This is a genomic window from Mesorhizobium sp. M0019 (assembly GCF_040323975.1).
In the GTDB taxonomy this organism is placed as follows: Bacteria; Pseudomonadota; Alphaproteobacteria; order Rhizobiales; family Rhizobiaceae; genus Mesorhizobium.
This window is the reverse complement of the sequence record NZ_JAMYVK010000035.1, coordinates 49,185-68,159: the sequence shown is the minus strand read 5'-3', so window position 1 is coordinate 68,159 and position 18,975 is coordinate 49,185. Positions and strand designations below refer to the sequence as shown.

The 18,975-nt window shown below is 61.6% G+C and carries 17 protein-coding genes and 2 pseudogenes; 3 read left to right on the top strand and 16 right to left on the bottom strand.

Features of this window, described 5'->3' with window-relative positions; all coding sequences use genetic code 11:
* Position 1 precedes the first annotated feature (1 nt).
* The 5 genes from NKK47_RS23420 to NKK47_RS23400 are packed head-to-tail and all read right to left on the bottom strand — an operon-like array spanning position 2 to position 5,102.
* Positions 2-1,030, bottom strand: coding sequence for a branched-chain amino acid ABC transporter permease (locus NKK47_RS23420; protein ID WP_352578396.1), 1,029 nt, complete (start codon positions 1,028-1,030; stop codon positions 2-4).
* Entirely contained in the window at positions 1,027-2,076 is a 1,050-nt protein-coding gene (locus tag NKK47_RS23415; protein WP_502905035.1) for a branched-chain amino acid ABC transporter permease, read from the bottom strand. Before NKK47_RS23415 ends, NKK47_RS23420 begins: the two co-directional genes overlap by 4 nt.
* Complete coding sequence (locus NKK47_RS23410) at positions 2,073-3,395, bottom strand: metal-dependent hydrolase family protein (RefSeq protein ID WP_352578395.1); 1,323 nt, start codon at positions 3,393-3,395, stop codon at positions 2,073-2,075. Before NKK47_RS23410 ends, NKK47_RS23415 begins: the two co-directional genes overlap by 4 nt.
* A 52-nt stretch (positions 3,396-3,447) precedes the next feature.
* Complete coding sequence (locus tag NKK47_RS23405) at positions 3,448-4,227, bottom strand: alpha/beta fold hydrolase (protein WP_352578394.1); 780 nt, start codon at positions 4,225-4,227, stop codon at positions 3,448-3,450.
* The gene (locus tag NKK47_RS23400; protein ID WP_352578393.1) at positions 4,224-5,102 is read right to left on the bottom strand and encodes a fumarylacetoacetate hydrolase family protein; all 879 of its coding nucleotides are present in this window, start codon (positions 5,100-5,102) and stop codon (positions 4,224-4,226) included. The genes NKK47_RS23405 and NKK47_RS23400 overlap by 4 nt, the downstream gene beginning before the upstream one ends.
* A 238-nt stretch (positions 5,103-5,340) precedes the next feature.
* Here NKK47_RS23400 and NKK47_RS23395 point away from each other — a divergent pair, with 238 nt between their 5' ends.
* The gene (locus NKK47_RS23395; RefSeq protein ID WP_352578392.1) at positions 5,341-6,012 is read left to right on the top strand and encodes a FadR/GntR family transcriptional regulator; all 672 of its coding nucleotides are present in this window, start codon (positions 5,341-5,343) and stop codon (positions 6,010-6,012) included.
* A 199-nt stretch (positions 6,013-6,211) separates the two neighbouring features.
* Here NKK47_RS23395 and NKK47_RS23390 read toward each other — a convergent pair.
* Positions 6,212-6,644 (bottom strand): annotated as a pseudogene (locus NKK47_RS23390) (DOPA 4,5-dioxygenase family protein).
* An 11-nt stretch (positions 6,645-6,655) separates the two neighbouring features.
* Between NKK47_RS23390 and NKK47_RS23385 the strand changes: the two are divergent.
* Entirely contained in the window at positions 6,656-7,177 is a 522-nt protein-coding gene (locus NKK47_RS23385) for an NAD(P)H-dependent oxidoreductase (protein WP_352578391.1), read from the top strand.
* 260 nt (positions 7,178-7,437) lie between these two features.
* On the opposite strand, the gene NKK47_RS23380 is transcribed toward NKK47_RS23385, so the two are convergent.
* Both NKK47_RS23380 and NKK47_RS23375 read right to left on the bottom strand, forming a co-directional pair.
* A complete protein-coding gene (locus NKK47_RS23380; protein ID WP_352578390.1) occupies positions 7,438-8,322 on the bottom strand; it encodes an NADPH:quinone reductase in 885 nt (294 codons plus the stop codon).
* A 219-nt stretch (positions 8,323-8,541) separates the two neighbouring features.
* On the bottom strand, positions 8,542-9,030 hold the full coding sequence (locus NKK47_RS23375) for a YybH family protein (RefSeq protein WP_352578389.1): 489 nt from the start codon (positions 9,028-9,030) through the stop codon (positions 8,542-8,544).
* Between the two features lie 142 nt (positions 9,031-9,172).
* Between NKK47_RS23375 and NKK47_RS23370 the strand changes: the two genes are divergently transcribed.
* Positions 9,173-10,057: a LysR family transcriptional regulator gene (locus NKK47_RS23370; RefSeq protein ID WP_352578388.1), complete on the top strand. Its 885-nt coding sequence runs from the start codon at positions 9,173-9,175 to the stop codon at positions 10,055-10,057.
* A 70-nt stretch (positions 10,058-10,127) separates the two neighbouring features.
* On the opposite strand, the gene NKK47_RS23365 is transcribed toward NKK47_RS23370, so the two are convergent.
* The 8 genes and pseudogenes from NKK47_RS23365 to NKK47_RS23330 form a co-directional block, all read right to left on the bottom strand.
* Positions 10,128-10,565 carry a nuclear transport factor 2 family protein gene (locus NKK47_RS23365; protein WP_352578387.1) on the bottom strand — a complete coding sequence of 146 codons (438 nt, stop codon included), beginning with the start codon at positions 10,563-10,565 and terminating at the stop codon, positions 10,128-10,130.
* 66 nt (positions 10,566-10,631) lie between these two features.
* The gene (locus tag NKK47_RS23360) at positions 10,632-11,615 is read right to left on the bottom strand and encodes a VOC family protein (protein ID WP_352578386.1); all 984 of its coding nucleotides are present in this window, start codon (positions 11,613-11,615) and stop codon (positions 10,632-10,634) included.
* Positions 11,616-11,675: 60 nt separating this feature from the next.
* Positions 11,676-13,476, bottom strand: a pseudogene (locus NKK47_RS23355) (FAD-dependent oxidoreductase).
* Positions 13,477-13,533: 57 nt separating this feature from the next.
* A complete protein-coding gene (locus NKK47_RS23350) occupies positions 13,534-14,391 on the bottom strand; it encodes a fumarylacetoacetate hydrolase family protein (protein ID WP_352578385.1) in 858 nt (285 codons plus the stop codon).
* Positions 14,392-15,108: 717 nt separating this feature from the next.
* Positions 15,109-15,627, bottom strand: coding sequence for a Dps family protein (locus NKK47_RS23345; protein WP_352578384.1), 519 nt, complete (start codon positions 15,625-15,627; stop codon positions 15,109-15,111).
* A 113-nt stretch (positions 15,628-15,740) separates the two neighbouring features.
* Positions 15,741-16,421: a YoaK family protein gene (locus NKK47_RS23340; protein WP_352578383.1), complete on the bottom strand. Its 681-nt coding sequence runs from the start codon at positions 16,419-16,421 to the stop codon at positions 15,741-15,743.
* Positions 16,422-16,605: 184 nt separating this feature from the next.
* A complete protein-coding gene (locus NKK47_RS23335) occupies positions 16,606-17,055 on the bottom strand; it encodes a DoxX family protein (protein ID WP_352578382.1) in 450 nt (149 codons plus the stop codon).
* A gap of 15 nt (positions 17,056-17,070) precedes the next feature.
* A complete protein-coding gene (locus NKK47_RS23330) occupies positions 17,071-18,960 on the bottom strand; it encodes an amidohydrolase (protein ID WP_352578381.1) in 1,890 nt (629 codons plus the stop codon).
* Positions 18,961-18,975 lie beyond the last annotated feature (15 nt).

Sequence of the window (18,975 nt, the reverse complement as noted above, 5' to 3'; positions counted from 1 at the left end):
GCTACGAGCCGGGACGCAAGGATTCCTGGGCAAGATGTGGCTTGATCCTCCCCCACAACCCAAGAATTCCATCTGGTGAGACGAAGACGATCACCAGGAACACCATGCCGATCAGCGTGTTGAAACGCTCGGCGCCGACGATGTCGATGGCGAAGGTCTGCATCAGGATAACGACGACAGCGCCGAGAAACGGCCCGATCGGATGGCGAAGGCCGCCGATGACGGCAATGATCAGCACGTCGATCGCGGCATCGACGCCGATGGTGCCCGGCGAGACACGGCCGTTGAACCAGACCAGCAGCACGCCGGCCAGTCCGGCGATGACGCCGGCCAAAGCCCAAGCAAAGACCTTGTGCGCGGTGACGTGATAACCGAGCGCGCGCATGCGGCGCGGGTTGTCGCGGATCGCCTGCAAGGTCATGCCGAAGGTCGAGCGCGAGCCATAGAGCACCGCCGCGTAGCACAGCACAGCCAGGCCAAAGCAGAGATAGTAGAACGGCTTCGCGTCACGCCAGCCGATGCCCCAGAACGCCGGCGCGCGGATGCCGGCATAGCCGGAATGGCCATTGAAGATGGCGTAGTTCTGCTGAGCGAAATAATAGGTCGCGGTGGCGATCGCCAGCGTGATCATGATGGTGTAGATGCCCTCGGTGCGCACCGAAATCCAGCCGATCAGCGCCGACGCCAGTGCCGCAGCAAGAACGGCGAACGGCACGGCGAGCCACCACGGCCAGCCGAAGCCCAGAATATTGGAATTATTGTTGCCGAGGATGGCGATGGCATAGGCTGATATGCCGGCGACCGTGATCTGCGCCAGGCTGACCATGCCGCCATAACCGGCGAGCAGCATCAGCGACAGACCCAGCATACCGAAGATCATCGAATAGCCGCCGATCTGGGTCAGGAAGAAATCGGACGCCACCAGGGGATAAAGCACCAGTGCTGCGCCAAGGATGATGTGGCCGGCGCCGAGCTTCTCCAGCCAGTTCTGCTGCGATATCGTGCCGTCTGTGGCGATGGTCAGGCTCATCTCGGCTTCCCCATGATGCCTTGCGGCCGCACCGCCAGCGTCACCACCATGATGACGAAGGTCAGCACGATGCCGTAGGTCGGGAAATAGACGAGGCCGATCTGCTCGGCGAGGCCGATCAACAATGCACCGATGGCGGCGCCCGTGATCGAGCCCATGCCGCCGACGATGACCACGACCAGCGAGGCCAGGAGATAGCGGACATCCTCACCCGGCGCGACGGACAGGGCCGAGCCGCCGACGACACCGGCAAAGCCGGCAAGGCCGGCGCCAACGGCAAAGACGATGGCGAAGACTGCATGCACGTTGACGCCGGAAGCCTGCAGCATGGCGCGGTCGTCGACGCCGGCGCGGATCATCATGCCGACGCGTGTCTTGTGCAGCATCAACCACAGGCCGACGCCGATGACGATCGCCGCCGCCAGCACGACGATGCGATAGAGCGGATAGGTGAGGAAGACCGAGGCGCCGTTGGAGCGGACCGCGGTGATGACGGGCAAGGTCAAGGCGCCGTCAAGCCATTCCGGCGTCGCGATCTGATAGGTGCCGCCGGCCCAGACCGCCAGCATCAGGTCGGCGGCGACGATCGAGATGCCGATGCTGACCAGGGTCTGGCGCAGGTCATCGCCTTCAAGGCGACGAAAAACGAAGACCTGCATGACGACGCCGACGATGGCCAGCACGGCGAAGCCGGCAGCGACGCCGAGCAGCCAGTAGCCGGTGCGGTTGGTGACCTCGTAGCCGATATAGGCGCCGAGCAGATAGAGCGAGCCATGCGCCAGATTGACGTTGCGCATCAGGCCGAAGATCAGCGTGAAGCCACTGGCAACCAGGAAATACAGGCCGGCCAATGTGATGCCGTTGAGGATGGCGCTGACGAAGGCCTTCTTCGAAATCAGGATCACGTTCAGCCAATCCGGCCAGATGGCGAAGACCAGCCATGCGATGACGGCGGCGGCAAGCAGGCCGACGAGGCCCCAGGCCTGCCGGCGTGTCATGCCGCCGCCCGAGAGCGACGGCGAGGATGGCTGGTCAAGCAGGCTCATGCAGTGAGCCGCCGGCGCTGCTCGTTGATGCGCGGCGCCTTGTGGAACTTGCCGTCCTTCATGATGGCGAGGATACGGTTCTTGTCCTGCAGGATGCGCACGTCGGAAATCGGGTCGCCGTCGATCAGCAGCAGGTCGGCGAGGTAACCCTCCTTGATCATGCCGAGCTCGTCGCCCATGTTCATGATCTGGCCGCCATATTTGGTGCCGGCCTGGATTGCCTCCATCGGCGAGAAGCCGAGCATCTCGACGAAGGTCTGGATGTCCTTGGCGTTGGTGCCTTGTGGCGTCCATGCAAAGCCGTAGTCGCCGCCGATGCAGACGCGGATGCCGCGCCTATGCATCTTCTTCATCGTCTCGATGCACATTTCGAGCTCGCGTTCATATTCGAGCGACAGCGGCGAGCCGGGCTTGATGCCCCACTGCTCGGCATGGCGCGCGGTGTTGATCAGCCAGGCGATGCCGGGCGCGACGAAATGCTTGTCCTTGACCGCCTCGAGCATGTCGAGCGCTTCCTCGTCGGCGAAGGAGGCATGGTAGATGTTCTGGATGCCGTGGCGAACGCACTGCTTCACCGATCCCGACGAGCGCGCATGCGCCGACAGCACCTTGTTGCGACAGCGCGCCTCGGAGACCGCCATTGCGACCTCCTCTTCCGACATCGGCGTTTCCTCGGCGCCCATGCCGGTGATGCTCTCGCCGGACAGATTGAGCTTGATGGAATCGACCCCGTACTTGATCAACTGGCGCACGGTGCGGCGGATTTCCTCGGGGCCGGAGACGACGATGCCGAGATTGAGGCCTTCATGGGGGATATGGGAGGGCGAGGAATCGCCAAGGCCGCCTACCGTGGTGATTTCCGGCCCCGCCGCAAGATAGCGCGGCCCGGGGAAGCGGCCCTGATTGATGAATTTTTTCGCGACGACGTCGAGACGCGGCTTGGCGGCGGCGGCACCGCGGCCGGCGGTGAAGCCGGCGTCGAGCACCAGCTTGGCCATCTCCATGGTGACCAGCATGTGTTCTTCGATTTCCATCATCTGGATGGGGTCGATGCCGGGGGCGTTGTTCCAGGACAGATGCAGATGCGCGTCGATCATGCCCGGCATCAGCGTCGCGCCCATGCCGTCGATCACCGTGGCGCCACCGCCGTAGGAGGACGAGGACGACGGGCCGAAGCGCGACGAACCCTTGGTGATCTGCTTGATGCGGTTGCCCTGCACCAGCACCTCACCCGTGTAAGGATATTCACCAGTGGCGTCGAGCACGCGCACATTGGTAAACAGCGTGCTGCTCGAACCGTTCCAGCTGTCGTCTGCCATCACAAGCCTCCCAACTTGCCGAGCGCGTAATTCTACGCCCGATCCAAAATCGTTACCTATCAACCCGTCTCAAAAAATCGGCGAGTTTCTGGCTGCTGTCGCGCGGGCTTTCGACCGTGGCCCAGTGGCCGCACCGATCCAGTGACGAGAATACGGCGCCCTTGATCTTGTCGGCAAGCGCTTGGCCGACGCCCTGCGGATTGACCGTGTCGGCATCGCCGGTGATGAGCAGCGCCGGTGCCGAAATCCTTCGTGCATCGACCGCAGTTGCCTTGGCCAGCGCCTCGCAGGTGCGCGCATAGGATTCCGGATCCTGGCGGGTGATCGATTCCCGCACGAAGGCGACGGCGGCCGGCGAGGTCTCCCTGGTATGCGCCGAAATCGCGTTGGCGACGATCTGGTCGGCGATATCGGCGATGCCGCCCGAGCGCGCCAGCCGTGCCCGGTTGCCGAGACCTTGCCGCGTCGCTTCAGTAGGTTCCGCCAAGGCACCGAACAGCGCCAGCGAGGCGACCAGCGAAGGCTGCGTCGCGGCAATCTGCTGGCAGACGATGGTGCCCATCGAATGGCCGACGAAATGGGCAGTCGCGACACCCATGCCGGCCATGGCGCGGATGACCGCCTCACACATCCCTTCGATGGTCAGCGGCTCGATCGGGCGCGGCGAACGGCCTGAGCCCGGCAGGTCGAGCCGGATGACGCGATAGCCGGAAAGTGCTGCCATCTGCGGCTGGAACATGTTCGAGGTGCCGCCAAGACCAGGGATCATCACCACGGCAGCACCCTCGCCGACGACTTCCGCGACAACCTGGCCGACTGTCACCGTCGTCATTGCACGTGCTCCGCAAAGCGGTTTTCCAGCGCGCCGATGCCGTCGATCTCGATGCGCACGACGTCACCGGCCTTGAGATATCTCGGCGGATCGAAGCCGATGCCGACGCCGACCGGCGTGCCGGTTGCGATGATGTCGCCGGGCTTCAGCGTGATGCCTTGCGACAGTGTGGCGATGATGGTCGGGATGTCGAAGATGAGCAGCGAAATCCTGGAATCCTGGCGCAAATCCTCGTTGACGAAACAACGGATGCCGGCAGTTGCCAGATCGAGCTCGTCCCTGGTCACCGCCCATGGCCCCATCGGGCAAAACGTGTCCTGCGACTTGCCGATCAGCCACTGGCTGTATTTGCCTTGCAGGTCGCGGGCGGTGACGTCGTTGACGATCGTGTAGCCCCAGACATGGTCGAGCGCGTTTTCCCTGGAGATGCCGCGCCCGCCCTTGCCGATGATGACGGCAAGTTCCGCCTCGTAGTCAATGGCCGTAGAGACGGAGGGATCTATCAGCACATTGGCGTGATTGGCGACCACCGATTCCGGCACTTTTGAAAAGATGATCGGATGTTTCGGGATCGCCCCGGCGCCGGCGCTGGAATCGAAACCGCTGCGGGCGAACTCATGCGCATGCTCGTGATAGTTCTTGCCGACGCAGAAGATGTTGCGGCGCGGTTGCGGGATCGGCGCTTCGATCTCGACCTGCGCCAGCGGGATCGGGGACAGGGTTCGCGGCACGCCGGCTCCATTACGCTCGATCAAGGCCAGGATGCCGTTCCTCGCCTGATCGACGGCGAAATCGAAGGGTGTGACGGTCCGGGCACCAAGATCGACAAGACCTACGCGACGTTCGCCGGCGATCGAAAAAGTCGCGACCCGCATTCGATTCCTCCTGAACCTTTTCTGAACCATTATTAGGCTCTTTCGCTACACGCTACTGCCGATTGGTCCACTATGCAAGAGGGTTTCGGGTTCAGAATTCAACGAAACCTTGGCACATCGTAATTGCCTTTCGTCCATAGTGTCCCAACCCACTGCCGTTTCGCCTGGCCACTGGACCGAATGGCAATCGCTTGATAAGATTGGTCCAACATTGGATCAGATAAAAGACCCTCAACGAATGCCGAAGCTCGTCGCCAACGATATCGCCACAATGCTGAAGAAGCGGATTTCCTCCGGCGAATGGCTCGATGACGGCCGCATGCCAGCCGAGCGTGACCTCGCAGCCGAATTCGGCGTCGCGCGCAACACCGTGCGCCGCGCCGTCGGCTTCCTGGAGGACGACGGAACGGTCGTACGGCATGTCGGGCGCGGCACCTTTCTGACCGCGACCAACCCGACATCGATCGCATCGATGGTCGCACGGATGGAAGGCACTAGCCCCGCCGACATGATGGAGATCAGGCAGCTACTCGAACCGGCGGCCGCTGCATTTGCTGCGACCAATGCCAGCGCAACCGAACTGAATGCCGTTCGCGAAGCGCACCAGACCGCATGCGATGCCATGGACATGCCCGAGTTCGAGCATTGGGATGCCGAATTCCATCACCGGGTGTTTGCCTGCTGCCGCAATGACTTCCTGAAAGAGATCCACAATCTCATGCGTGCCATTCGCAACCAGTCACCATGGTTCGAAATGAAGAAGCGCTCGTTTTCGGAAGAGCGACGGCAGGTGTATTGCCAGGAACATCAGGCGATTTTGGAAGCGTTGTTCCACCGCGATCCGGAAGGCGCGAAGACGGCGATGCTCGGGCACCTCAAGACAGTCGAGAAGAATTTGCTGGGCAGGTGATCAATCGGGCTGCCTTACCTTGGGGTGTGTCCTACGACTGCTTCCGCAACATTCGTGGGGCGGGTCAAAAGCCGACATCGCCAAACGTCAGTTACGCACCAGATCACGCTGGCGCCGAAAGCTGACTGACCGGAACCGGCCCCAGAGCCGTCAGTTTATCTCCGGTGACCACACTGGAGGTCAGTTGCGCCAGGAATTGCTATGCCGGTAGCGACGGGTTGGTGTTGGGCGGCAGTGCCTCTTCTGCCTCATGATCGTCTGTAAGGATATCGCCGTTTACTGCTAGCGGCCGGCCTATCCAGATCGGATCGTCGCGCCGGGAGCTCGTCGTAGAATGAGTATGCTCAGACCCTTATGGTTCAACATCAGCCACGGAACGAGTGAAGCGAAAATCTCGTTCGCAAATGAGACCTGGTACATTGCCTGGTCATCGGCCGACTTTCTGCTCGTGCCGATTGCCAAGGCGGACTCGGAAACGTTCTCCGATGTGAAGACGCAGCCATTCGGCATGTTGCCGCTCAGTTTGCCCGTCGTAATAGATATGGGCATGATAGCTGAAGTATCTCCGCGAGCGGCCTTGGACTCACGGTGTCCTCGTTCACCTCAATGTTCTCCAGCAACTTGTGCGTCATGAGGCTACTATATGCAGCCTGTCCGGCATGCTGTGTGCCGTACGCTGCTCAACCAACCGCCTGGTGAACTCGACCGCGCTCACAAGGTCCGGTTTGCCGGTTATGATATCAACATCCGCAACGGCTATGGCCAGACCGAGGCCATAGTCTATGTCGAGCAGGCTGACGCGCTGATCGTCACGACGCCGGTCTACAACGGCTCCTATGCCGGCCTCTTCAAACACCTGTTCGATCTCATCGATCCGTTGGCGCTCGTCGACCGGCCGGTCCTGATCGGCGCGACGGGCGGCGGCCAGCGCCACGCGCTGGTGGTCGAACATCAGCTTCGCCCGTTGTTCGGCTTTTACTCGGCGCTGACGGTGCCGAGCGCCGTCTATGGCAGCGACAGCGATTTTGCCGACGGCAAGCTCGTGGATCCGCTGGTCCTGGCACGGGCCGAGCAGGCCGTGGACCAGTTCGCTGCCCTGCTTTCAGCGCGGCAGCCGAAGAGCCAGCCGGCCAGGCTGGCCGATGCTCGGGCAAGTGCAGGGTAGTCGACATAGCCATGGCGCGTGGTTAGTGGCCCGGAAATCGAATGCAACAAAATGGGGCGCCGTGGTGCTACTGGCCTCGTTAGACGCCGGCAACAACCTACATGCCGTCGAAAACCTCTTTCGAGTGTAAGCCCGTGCTGAATCTTGTTATGCAAGCTGGACAAGCACACGACCACCCGCGCCTTGTTCGACGAGTTCATGGGCATGCGCGATCTCGTTGAGCGGAAATCGAGCCGCGATGTTCACACGCAACGATCCGTCTACCAGCGCGCGGTCAACTCGCTGGCGGCCTGCGCTTTGACCGATGGCGCAAAATCGTCGCTGCCGAGCAATCGCAGCGTAGCGTCGGCGAAGCCGAGCTGCCAGTACGGGATTGCCGGGCGATCTTGGGAGGAGAAGTAGGAACTGATCACGCCACCAACAGCGATGATCGCGGCGTCGACCTCGATATGCGACGCAAGGTCGACCTCCGCTATGCGTTGCACGCCATCTTGTGCTGCCTGGCGGATCCGGGCGATAAGGTCTGGGTCATCGGCGAGGAACGCATGGTGCGCGCTGATTTCGCCGACCGCGTTCACCTGCGCCTGGTGACGGACAATCGCGATGACCTGGGCCCCATCTCGGCGGGCCAGTTGTACGGCGATCGAGCCAACGCCGCCGGCTGCGCCGTGAACGAGTACGCTAAGGCCCGTGACGGACCCGTCGGCGAAGATCGCCCTATGTGCGGTGATACCGGCGATCCCCAGACATGCGGCCTGCTCTGCCAAATCCACTTCGCTTGCATTGCGCGCCGAGAATGGCAAGGGCACTGCGAACTCCGCAGGCACCACAACCAGTTCGGCCGCCGTCCCGAATGGTCGATAGGATTGGGCGCCATAGCACCAGACGCGTTCGCCGATGCGGCTTTGTGATACGCCCGCGCCGACGGCATCGATGACGCCGGCGCCGTCACTGTGCGGAATCACCCGGGCATAGCGCATTGGCGTGCCCTGCCAGCCGGACCGCTTCTTCATATCGCCGGGATTGATCCCCGATACGGTCAGACGGATCCGAACTTCACCATTGGCTGGCTCGGGGTTAGCCATCTCCCCGACCACGAGCACGTCTCGGGCGGAGCCTTGCTTTTCGTACCATGCTGCACGCATCGTCGTTCCTCGCGAAGTAGTGTTTCGTTTGGCGGTGAATGGTCACGCTACCGCGGATTGAGACGAGCGGCCCGGTTCTGCACGCGGGCATCAGCGATGATCCGTGGCTGATCATCGACGATGATCAGCCAGCCAGCTTCGACATCGAAAAGGATGCTCGCCCACAACGAGGCACCTTGTAGGATCGCGCTTGCTAACTCACCGAAAGTCTCCCGACGATCAGCGTTGCGCTGGCGGAAGCGTGGAAGAAAAGCTGTAGCGGGCGAGCTTCCACGTCCCGAGCTCCTTGTGCAACACAAACAGTTCCTGATTGTGCGACGGAACTTCGTTGCCGGTGGCGTGAATCTTCATGGTGCCAGTGGATGTCGTTCGCAAAAATGCCCATTCGTTCGAAAGAACCTTCACCTCGGCAATCTGGAAATGGAGGTTGAGATCGATCGCCTGGAACGTTGCCACGTAGAATTGCTCGACTGCCTTGATGCCCACGACGGTTGGGGTCTCTTGCGGCATCAACACACTATCGTCTGTGTAAAGCTTCACGACAGCTTTGACATCGGAGTTGTTGAGCGCCTGCTCGTAGCTTTGAAGCTGTTGCGTTATGGCGGCTTCGGCTGGTTCCCTGGACTTGGCTGGCGCCGCCAGCACGATCAGAGGAAGCGCGGCGAGCGCCAGCGCTGCTAGGTTCCTGCGAAAGATTGTAAGCATCATTCTCTCCTTTGCCGCTCGCCCGAGAACATTTCCCGTTTGCGGATGCCAGAAACTTAGTCCGCTCATAGATGGTCCGCTATCCATGTATCTGGTAAGGTTCCTCTCATATCTGATAGGGAACTTACCCGTGGACCTAAATGCGGTGCAGATGTTCGTCAGTGTCGTGCAGGCCGGCAGCCTGTCGGCCGCAGCGCAACGGACGGGCGTTCCGCTGCCGACGCTCAGCCGCCGGATTCGCGAACTCGAGCGGGAACTGAAGGTGCAGCTGCTCGAGCGCTCCGTTCGAGGGACGCGGCTGACAGACGCCGGAACGCGTTTGTATGAGCATGCGACCAGAGGGGTCGAGGCATTCGTCGAGGCCGAACAGGCGGTCAGGAGCGACCAGGCGCGTCTAAGGGGACGACTTCGGCTCTCCTTGCCGACGGCCTTCGAACCTTGGTGGGAACTGCTCGGCGCATTCCAGCGCCAACATCCCGACATTCAGCTCAGCGTGTACACCACCGACCGCCGGGTCGACCTCGTCCAGGATGGAATCGACGTCGCGTTGCGCGTTGGAGACGTCCTGCATGAGTCGATGGTGGCGCGGCGACTGCTCTCCTATCGCCACGGGCTGGTTGCCAGCCCCGCATTGCTGGAGCGCTTGGGGACGCCCGCTGCTCCCGATGCACTGCACCGCTTTCCCTGCGCTACCTGGTGCCGGGACGCCAACACGCAAGGCATCTGGCGCCTCGGCGAGCACATCGTCGAGCCAAAGGCAGTGCTGACCACAAACGATTATCTGCAGCTTCGCGGTCGAGCGCTTGCGGGCGAGGTCGTCACGGAACTGCCCCCTTTCCTGGCCGCGGAACCTATACGGAGCGGCCAGCTACGCGCCGTGCTCGCCGATCACCCGATGCCGGACCAGCAGGTCAATCTGCTCTATCCTTCGCATCGGAACCCTTCCAGCATCGTCCGGGCCTACCTGGATTTCTGCCAGAGGCATCATGTCGCGAAGTTTCTTGTCCTTCCCGCTGCAAAAATTTCATGAACTGTGCGCATACATCAGAGCAGCGAGCCCGCTGGCCCCACCGGGGTGAACCAACATCGGAGACTTGCTGTTACGCACTGATCCACGGGTAGCGAGCGGTGTCCTTCCCGGCATAGTCTGGGTCGAGATAGATGGACACACGCTGGATCAGAAAATCGCGGATTTCGAACACGTCGCACCAACGGCCGGCGCCCCAGGCCGGATGGTCTGCCTCCCAGGGGCCGTCGCGGTGTTCGCCGCTGCTTCTGCCCTCGACGACGATCGTGTCGGACCCGGAGAAGATGTAATTGAAGTCCTGGCTGTGATGACGGATCGACTTGAAGGTCGCGCCGACATCGCCGAACAGTTTGCCGATCTCGCTGCGGCCGTGGGCTACGCCCCATTTCGGGAAATAGACGACGGCGTCCTGGGCAAACAGTTCCAGGAATGGTCGTTCGTCCGAAGTCGAGCCACGATCGAGGGACTTCAGATACTCAAGAGCTACCGACTTTCGCTGCTCGTCGGTCATTGTCGTGTGAACGGCTTCTCCTGCGAGTTTTCTGACGTCTCAAGTCGAACACGTCTGCCTGCCCATTCAGACGGGCAGTCTAGCGTCCGAATCCATCTCGTAGTTATGGACGAAATCCGCCGGTGGCTGCGGCCCCCAAAAGGCGAGCCCGTCCTCGTCGGCGAAGTCGCGCGCATCCCAAAGATAGCCCTTGGGGATGTAATCGATATCGCAGGAATATTCGGAGAAGCCGCCCCACGGATCCTGGACGTAGTGGAAATAGTTGGAGCCGATCGTGTGACGGCCGACACCCCAGCCGCGCTTGTAGCCCTTGTCGGCCATGTAGAGCGCGCCGCGACCGATGTCGTCGATGCTGCCGACATCCCATGAGCAATGGTGCAGGCCGGGGCCGCTGGAACGCGCCAGCGCCAGCAGGTGATGATCGGAGCCGTGAACACCATGCATGAAGGCGACATTGCCGCCGGAGTGATCGGAAAGCCGCAGCCCGAGCACTTTCTCGTAATAGCCTATGGCGCCGTGCACATCGCTGGTGAAGATCAGGCAGTGCGCGAGCCGCGTCGGCAGGATCTGCTCCAGCTCGATGTGGCCGAGCCCGCTGCCGCGACGTCCGGCCGGAACCGAATTGAAATAGGCCGCGGCCTTTTGGTCGGGTGAGGTCTTCAGGGCGACCTTGATCTCGGTCAGCACGCCATCGTGGCCGACGAACCACAGGCCGTTGGATTCGAAGCCCGGGGGTGCGTCGATCAACCGGATGCCGAGACCTTCGAGATGCGCCTTGAAGCGTGGCAGATCCTCTGCGTAGGCGCCGAAGGACAAGTGCTGCATCCTGCGACGCGGTCCTTCCACGACGTTCGCCCAGACGTGATCGTTGCCGAACGTTCTAAGCGTCAGCGCGGATCCTTCTTCGCGGACATCCAGGCCGAAGGAGACGAAAAAGATCTGCGCCTGCTTGAGGCTGGGAACCTGCAGCACAAAGGTGTCGAGCGAATGGATGCCGAGGTCGCCGGTTTTGCTTGCCTCGACGAAGGATCCCGTTGCGATGCCGGTCATGGTTGCATCCTCTCAAGAGACAGGAGCCTGGGCTCCGATGTTGCGAAGAAGAGCGCGCGCCTAGTTCACGCTCTCGACAGTCCGTGCCTTCGTGCTTGCGAGGCGCCTGGAACGGCCCAGGATCTTGGCAAACACATCGACGAGCGCGTCCTGAGGATCCTGCAGTATCGTCGCTGCTCGCCATGCGACGTGCTGGTCCGGCCGCACCAGCACGCAGCCGTCTTCCTCGACCTCGCTCCGCCAGTACCAGTCAGCGTAGATGTCGAGCGCGTCGCACCCCGAGGGTCCGACCGAGAGGACCTCCACGGCCACGCCAAATCGCTTTTCAATCGTCGTCGCGGCGTCGCGCCAGGCTTCGCCGCCGATTCCGATCAGCAGCGTGAACCGTCCCTTGCCGCAGAGGTCGAGCGTCGATTTGCGAACCCGATCGTGCTCGACCCAGACATGCGGCACGGTCGCACCCGGCCAGGTTGTTGCGTGGTAGTAGAGTTCGGGATCACGGGCATAGGCCGGTTCGGGACTTCCGTCCGAAACCACCGCGGCTGACCGATAGCGCTGATTGAGTTCGACGCCGTGCGTGTTGAACTCGTAGTTCTTTTTTGCGATTGCTTCGTTGAGCTTGCGCCGTCTGGCCTTGCCCTCAATGGTCGCATCCTTGCGGCCCGCGATCGCGGCATTGGCCTCTTCAGGGTTGGTCGACGCCAAAAGTCCTAACGCCTCGAAGATCGGCGGATAATCCGCGATGCTCTTGTTGGCACGCGTCACGATCTGCTTGCCGATCGGCTGGCGCTCGACGCTGTACGTATCGAGCAGGGACTCGTCCGCCTTGTTGTTAAGCACGAGCTTCAATTTCCAGGCGAGGTTGTAGGCATCCTGGATCGACGTATTGGAGCCGAGGCCGTTGAGCGGCGGATGGCGGTGGACGGCGTCGCCCATGCAGAACACGCGTCCCTCGGAATAGCGGGTGGCGTAAACTTCATTGACCGTCCAGGTGGATGTGGAGCGAATTTTGATCGGCACATCGACGTCGCCGATCAGGTTGCGGACGATGGTTTCGGCCTTCTCCCCGGTCAGCTTCAACTCGCCGCCACTGATGTCGTAGCCCCAGATGGCGAGCCGACTCATTCCACGGCCGCACCATCCGCAGAACGCCGGCGCCAATACCACCAATGTTGGCGCCCGGCTGGAGCACCCAGTAGAGCACGCTCGGCCGATGCGCGACATAACGCGACAGATCCGCCTCGAACAGGATGTTCATGGAGCCCGAAAGTCCCATCTGGCCTTCCATCGGCAGACCGATCGCCTCGGCGACCTTGCTGCGGCCGCCGTCGGCGCCGATGAGATATTTGCAGCGGATCGGATATGTCTCGCCGGTAAGCCGGTCCTTGACCGTGGCGGTCACACCGTCCCCATCCTGAATGAGCTCGAGGAACTCAGTGTTGAGCCGCAACGCCGTGCCGCGACTGACCGCTGCCTCGATCAGGATGGGTTCCATGAACGTCTGCGGCAGGTCGCAAATCTCGGTTGGGCTGGCGAGCTCATAGTCAGCTTTGCGCGCGGGATGATTGCCCCAGGACAGGATGCGGCCGAATTCCTCGCCCGTTAGGCTATAGCAGAAGACGTTGTTGGCCATCAGGTGCTGGTGGCTTGAGAATTGCTTTGCCTTGTCCTCGAGGCCGAGATCACGCAGCACTTCCATCGTACGCTGGTTGGTGATGTGGGCGCGCGGCGTATCCGACAGCCAGCCGTATTTTGTGATCTGGACGTTCTTGACCCCGTAGCTCGACAGCAACGCCGCAGCGGCCGAACCCGCTGGACCGCTACCGACCACAAGCACATCCGTCTCCAAGATCTGCGGCATCTTATTCCTCCCGATAGCCAACCCACTATGCGTGCTGTTTCCTCGCGGCTTCGCATGTCAGGCTGCAACGCCGATGACGCGCTCTTCATCGATCACCGGATTGCGCAGCAATCCAATCCCTTCAATCTCGACTTCACAGATGTCGCCATGACGCATCAGCAAGCGTGGTGTACGCGCCCAGCCGATGCCGGCCGGCGTGCCGCTGACGATTACATCGCCCGGCTCCAGCGTGATCGCTTCGCTCACGACCGCGATCACCTCGCCAACGTCGAACAGCATGTCGTCAGTCTTTGCCGACTGGACGACGACGCCATTGAGGCGGGTTTCGAGGCGCAGCCCCCTGCCGCCAGCGGGCAGCTCATCGCTGGTTACAAAGACCGGGCCGAACGCGCCTGTTCCGTCGAAGTTCTTGCCGACGGTCCATTGCGGCGACTTGAACTGGTATTCGCGCACCGAGCCGTCGTTGAAGATCGAATAGCCAGCGACATGCTCCAAGGCGCGTGCCTGCGAGATGTGCCGTCCCCCACGCCCGATGACGGCGACCATTTCTCCTTCGAAGTCGAGACTGTCGGAAACCAGCGGCCGGACAAGTGGCTGACCATGCCCGATCAGACTGGTGGCGAAGCGTGGAAACAGGGTCGGGTAGTCCGGCTGCTCGTAGGGAGATTCCTTGGTGTGGTCCGCATAGTTCAATCCAACGCAAATGATCTTGGCTGGATTGGTGATCGGAGGCATGTAGGCGATTGAGGCCGGATCGACCACAGGCGCATTGGCGAGCATCCTGCCGACACGTCGCAATTCGTCGTCGCCCAATGCGATCAACGCACTCAGTTGTGTCGGGTGCTTCGCGCTGGACCCTAGGCTTCCGCGCAGTTGTCCGTCGATCTCGACTGCGAGGCCGGATTCTTTACCCATACAAAAACCAACGAAGCGCAATTGATTCACCTTCCCTGAGCCTATCGACCCTAAAACTACGACGAACGATGCAGGCCTACTTGTCCGTGAAGCACCGGATTTTTGTCAGGTCGGAATCGATTTGGCGGCATTAGGGCTTTTGGTCGTTGATCTCTCCGGGCGCAGGTGAACTCCCCGCGGGAAGCGGCCGAAATGAAATGACTGTACGGCGCGAGCAGTCCCGGTGGCAGTTCCTTCCGGGCCCACCATTATCGTTATTTATCAATGCTTACCGGTATATTTTGGTTCGTCAGCCAATTCATAACTGGCGAACCTCCGTCCATATCGGCTCCCGAGGCCGCCCTGCGCGCCGCCGCATGGGCTATCGTGGTGCATTTAAAGCTTGTACGGCAGGCCGTCGCTGGCGACACGGCGGCCAATTGGACCAGCCGAGGTCCCATGAACCGGAGCCGCAGCCTTCTTGATTGGCATGAACGCTGCTTCGGCGGCCATCAACGGATTTGGCGGTCGGCGCGGGAGGTTGCCACTGGTTCATCCTGCCCGAAGACGACACATGCCTCCAGCCGGCGTCTTCGGGGCTCGCGACACCGATCTGCCGGGCTTCACAGGTGTGTCGTCGGCGTTGATGTTGGGCGGCATCTCGTGTTGCGCCCGCCGACGTTACCATTGCGGCGAGCTTCGGTCGGTGAAAATCTGACATCCATTGAGTTCCGACTGTCATCCGTTGGTGCCGCGCAGCGTCTCGAATAGAAACCAGACGCGCTTCTCGCTCTCGTCGATCCAGTTCTCCAGCAGGCTGCCGGTGGCCACGTCGCCATATTCGTCGCAGAGATCGTGCATCGGGCGCATGCTCGCGACGAGTGTTGCATTGTCCTGACGCAGTTCGGCGAGCATTTCGTGCGGGTGAACGAAATCCGCGTCGTTGTCCTGGAGCCGCTGCCGGCGGGAAATGTCTCCGATCGACTTGATGGTGCCGGCGCCGAGAGCGCGGACCCGCTCTGCCAGCGGATCGGTCATCGCAACGATCTCCGCGCTTTGATCGTCGAGCAGACGGTGGTAGTCGCGGAAATGCGGACCCGACATATGCCAGTGGAAATTCTTCGTCTTCAGATAGAGAGCAAAGATGTCGGCGAGTAGCACCGTCGCGGCGGCGCCGATGTCTTTCGTCGCGTTCGTACAGAGGCCGGTCGGTGTCTTCAGGTCGTAAGCTGTGTGTGACTTTACGGTCGTGTTCATGAGGCAGTTCCTGGTGTTGCAAGGGCGGACGTCCGGTCCGCCGTTCGGGGGATTGATGCGAAAACCGCTCGGTCCTTTGTTTTGCACGGCGTGCTTCCTTGAGGTTGTCGGGCTCACGCCTGGGAAGGTTGGCCGGAAGGGGTCAGCAAGCTGAGGCCGACCAGCACCGGAGGCACGACGAAGCACCAGGTCGGAGAGGCGACGAAGGCGAGTGCTGCGGCAGCGCATCCAATCGCAAAGCTGAGAAGGCTGGTTGCCATGCGCTTCAGCCGCTGCTTGACCTCGCGCGAGTGGTCGGTTGCCGTGCCGGACATGAGGTCGGCGAGATCGATCATGATCTGCGTCGTCGTGCCGGTCATCAGCGTCGTCGGCGGCAGCTTGGAAAGATAGGCTCGATGCAGCCCGTTCTGGATCGCCATGGCCGTTACGAGGATCATCCCGATGGTGATGGCGGCAGGCGAGTCGCCATTCGAGACAGGGCCGTGAACGAAGGCGGCGATGGCGGCGATCGTGAAGAGCATAAATTTCAGGGAGAGGAGCGTGACGATGGCTCTTCGTCCGGCGAGCTTGAGGCGCAAGGACAGCACGCTCGTCAGCAGGATGACGATGCAGAAGACCGGCAATGCGAGCAGCTTCGCGATAATCCCTGTCGTTCCGAAGACGAGCGCTGCCCCCAAGGTCACGAAGTTCCCCGTGACATGGGCAGTAAAGAGGCCGGCAAAGGCCAGGAAGCCCATCGTGTCGACATAACCGCCGTTGAAACTGAGGAGCACGCCGAGCGACGGTCTGGTCATGAAGATCTCCGCTTACCTTATGTTCCCTAGGCGATTCACACCGAACTCAGGGCGTGTGCAAGGACAACGATCACCCCTCACGATCCTTATCATCTGAAGCGCGCTATCCTTGATCGACGTCCGTAATAGAATCCCTTCCGAAAGAAGGGATTATAGGGAAGCGGCCCGCCGCGGGTCGGCTCGTTCATTCGGCTGGTCCTGACATCCGGCGACTGGCAAGGTCGTTTCCGGCAACAAGGACAAAGGCTCCAGCAAGCCCGACATGCTCGAAGAACGCATTCATGGCCATGGACTGCGCGAGGCCGGGCGGCAGTTCCCAGTAACGCAGGGCGATCCGTGTCGCGGCGAGGGTGAAGGCGGCAAGCGCCAGCGCTCCGATCCAACGCCAGTATCCAGTCAGAATCAGCGCCGACATCGCGAGTTCGAAGACGATAACGACGGCGGCGAAGAACGGTGCTGGCAGAAGTCCGAAATGCTCCATCTCGGCGATAGCGCCGCCGAAATCGAGGAGCTTGACGAGCGGCCCCTGGATATAGGCCGCACACAAGGCGAGCAGCGCGAATATGCGCAGGGTAGGTGCGGTGAGCAGTCTGCCGGCGAGTCCCTGTTCAATCGCGATAGTATTCGTGTTCATGAATGGCTCCCTGGATCAGACGGCCCAGCAACTGCAGCCGAGCGCGCCGAAAAAACCCTTGAGGTCGGACACCGGCAGCTTCGAAAGCCTGGCGCCGGCATGATCGTGACCGTGCACGCCGCATGCGGATGAACAGCCGCACGAGGTGATCGCGGTTCTTCGCAGCGAGTGGCGCCCGATACCGTCCGCCTCGCCCCAGGCGCCATAGCCGCCGAAGACGCGGACCGGTGACCAGTCCGGCATCGCGGGCGGAACGGCGCTCTCGTCGAGATCGGCGAAATCACCAACGCCATAGACCACCTTGCCTCCAACAATAGTGAGTTCCGAAGTAAGAAACGAAATCTCTTCCTCGGCACAGGCGAAGAAATCCTTGTCGGGGACGATGAGGTCGGCGAGATGCCCTTTTTCGATCCGGCCTCTCTTGCCCTCGTCGTTCGAGAACCAGGTGACATTCTCGGTCCACATGCGAAGAGCCGTCTCGCGGTCGAGGCAGTTGCGGCGCGGATAGATCCGCATGCCACCGACCGTGCGCCCCGTGACCATCCAGGAGAGCGAGACCCATGGGTTGTAGGAGGCGACGCGGGTGGCGTCGGTGCCGGCCGAAACGCGGACACCCCTCTCCAGCATCTTTGCGATCGGTGGTGTCGCCTCGGCGGCGCCCTGGCCGTAGCGTTCGACGAAATATTCGCCCTGGTAGGCCATGCGATGCTGAACGGCGATACCGCCGCCCAGCGCCGCGACCCGGTCGATCGATTCCTCGGAAATCGTCTCGGCGTGGTCGAAGAACCAGTTCAGGCCGTCGAGCGGAATATCCTGGTTGACCTTCTCGAAGACGTCGAGCGCCCGGCTGATGGTCTCGTCATAGGTGGCGTGCAGCCGCCAGGGCCAGCGGTTCTGTACAAGGACTCGGACGACTTCCTCGAGTTCGCCTTCCATTTCCGGCGGCATGTCCAGACGTGGCTCGCGGAAATCCTCGAAATCAGCAGCAGAGAAGACGAGCATCTCGCCCGCGCCGTTGTGACGGAAATAGTCTGTCCCCTGTTTGTATTTGACCGAGGAGGTCCAGTTGAGGAAATCGCTCTTCTCCTCCTTCGGCTTCTGCGTGAACAGATTGTAGGCGAGCCGCACCGTCATGAGTCCGTCGTCGGCAAGCTTTTGGATAACCGCATAATCATCGGGATAGTTCTGAAAGCCGCCGCCGGCGTCGAGGACGCCGGTCACGCCGAGACGGTTGAGTTCGCGCATGAAATGGCGGGTGGAATTGATCTGATAGTCGAAGGGCAGTTTTGGACCTCTGGCAAGCGTCGCATAGAGGATGCCGGCATTCGGCTTTGCCAGCAGCAGGCCGGTCGGATTGCCGGCCGCATCGCGGGCGATCTCGCCGCCGGGTGGGTTCGGCGTTTCCTTGGCGTAGCCGACGGCGCGAAGGGCTGCGGCATTGAGAAGAGCACGGTCGTAAAGATGGAGAATGAAGACCGGCGTGTCGGGGGCGATAGCGTTGAGTTCCTTGATGGTCGGCAGGCGTTTCTCGGCGAACTGGTGCTCGGTGAAGCCGCCGATCACCCGCACCCATTGCGGCGGCGGGGTGATTTCCACCTGCCGCTTCAGCATCGCCATGGCGTCGGCAAGCGATCGGACGCCGTCCCAGCGCAGTTCCATGTTGAAGTTCAGGCCGCCACGCACGACGTGAGTATGGTTGTCGATCAGCCCGGGCAGCACGCGCTTGCCCTTGAGGTCGACAATCCTGGTCCTGGTGCCGGCCAATGCCATGATATCATGGTCGCGGCCGACGGCCAGAACCTTGCCGTCCTCGATGGCGACGGCGCTCGCGGCCGGATTGGAACGGTCAAGCGTAGTGATCAGCCCATGATGCAGGATCAGGTCTGCCGTGGTATTTTTGTCCATGATTCATTGTCTCGC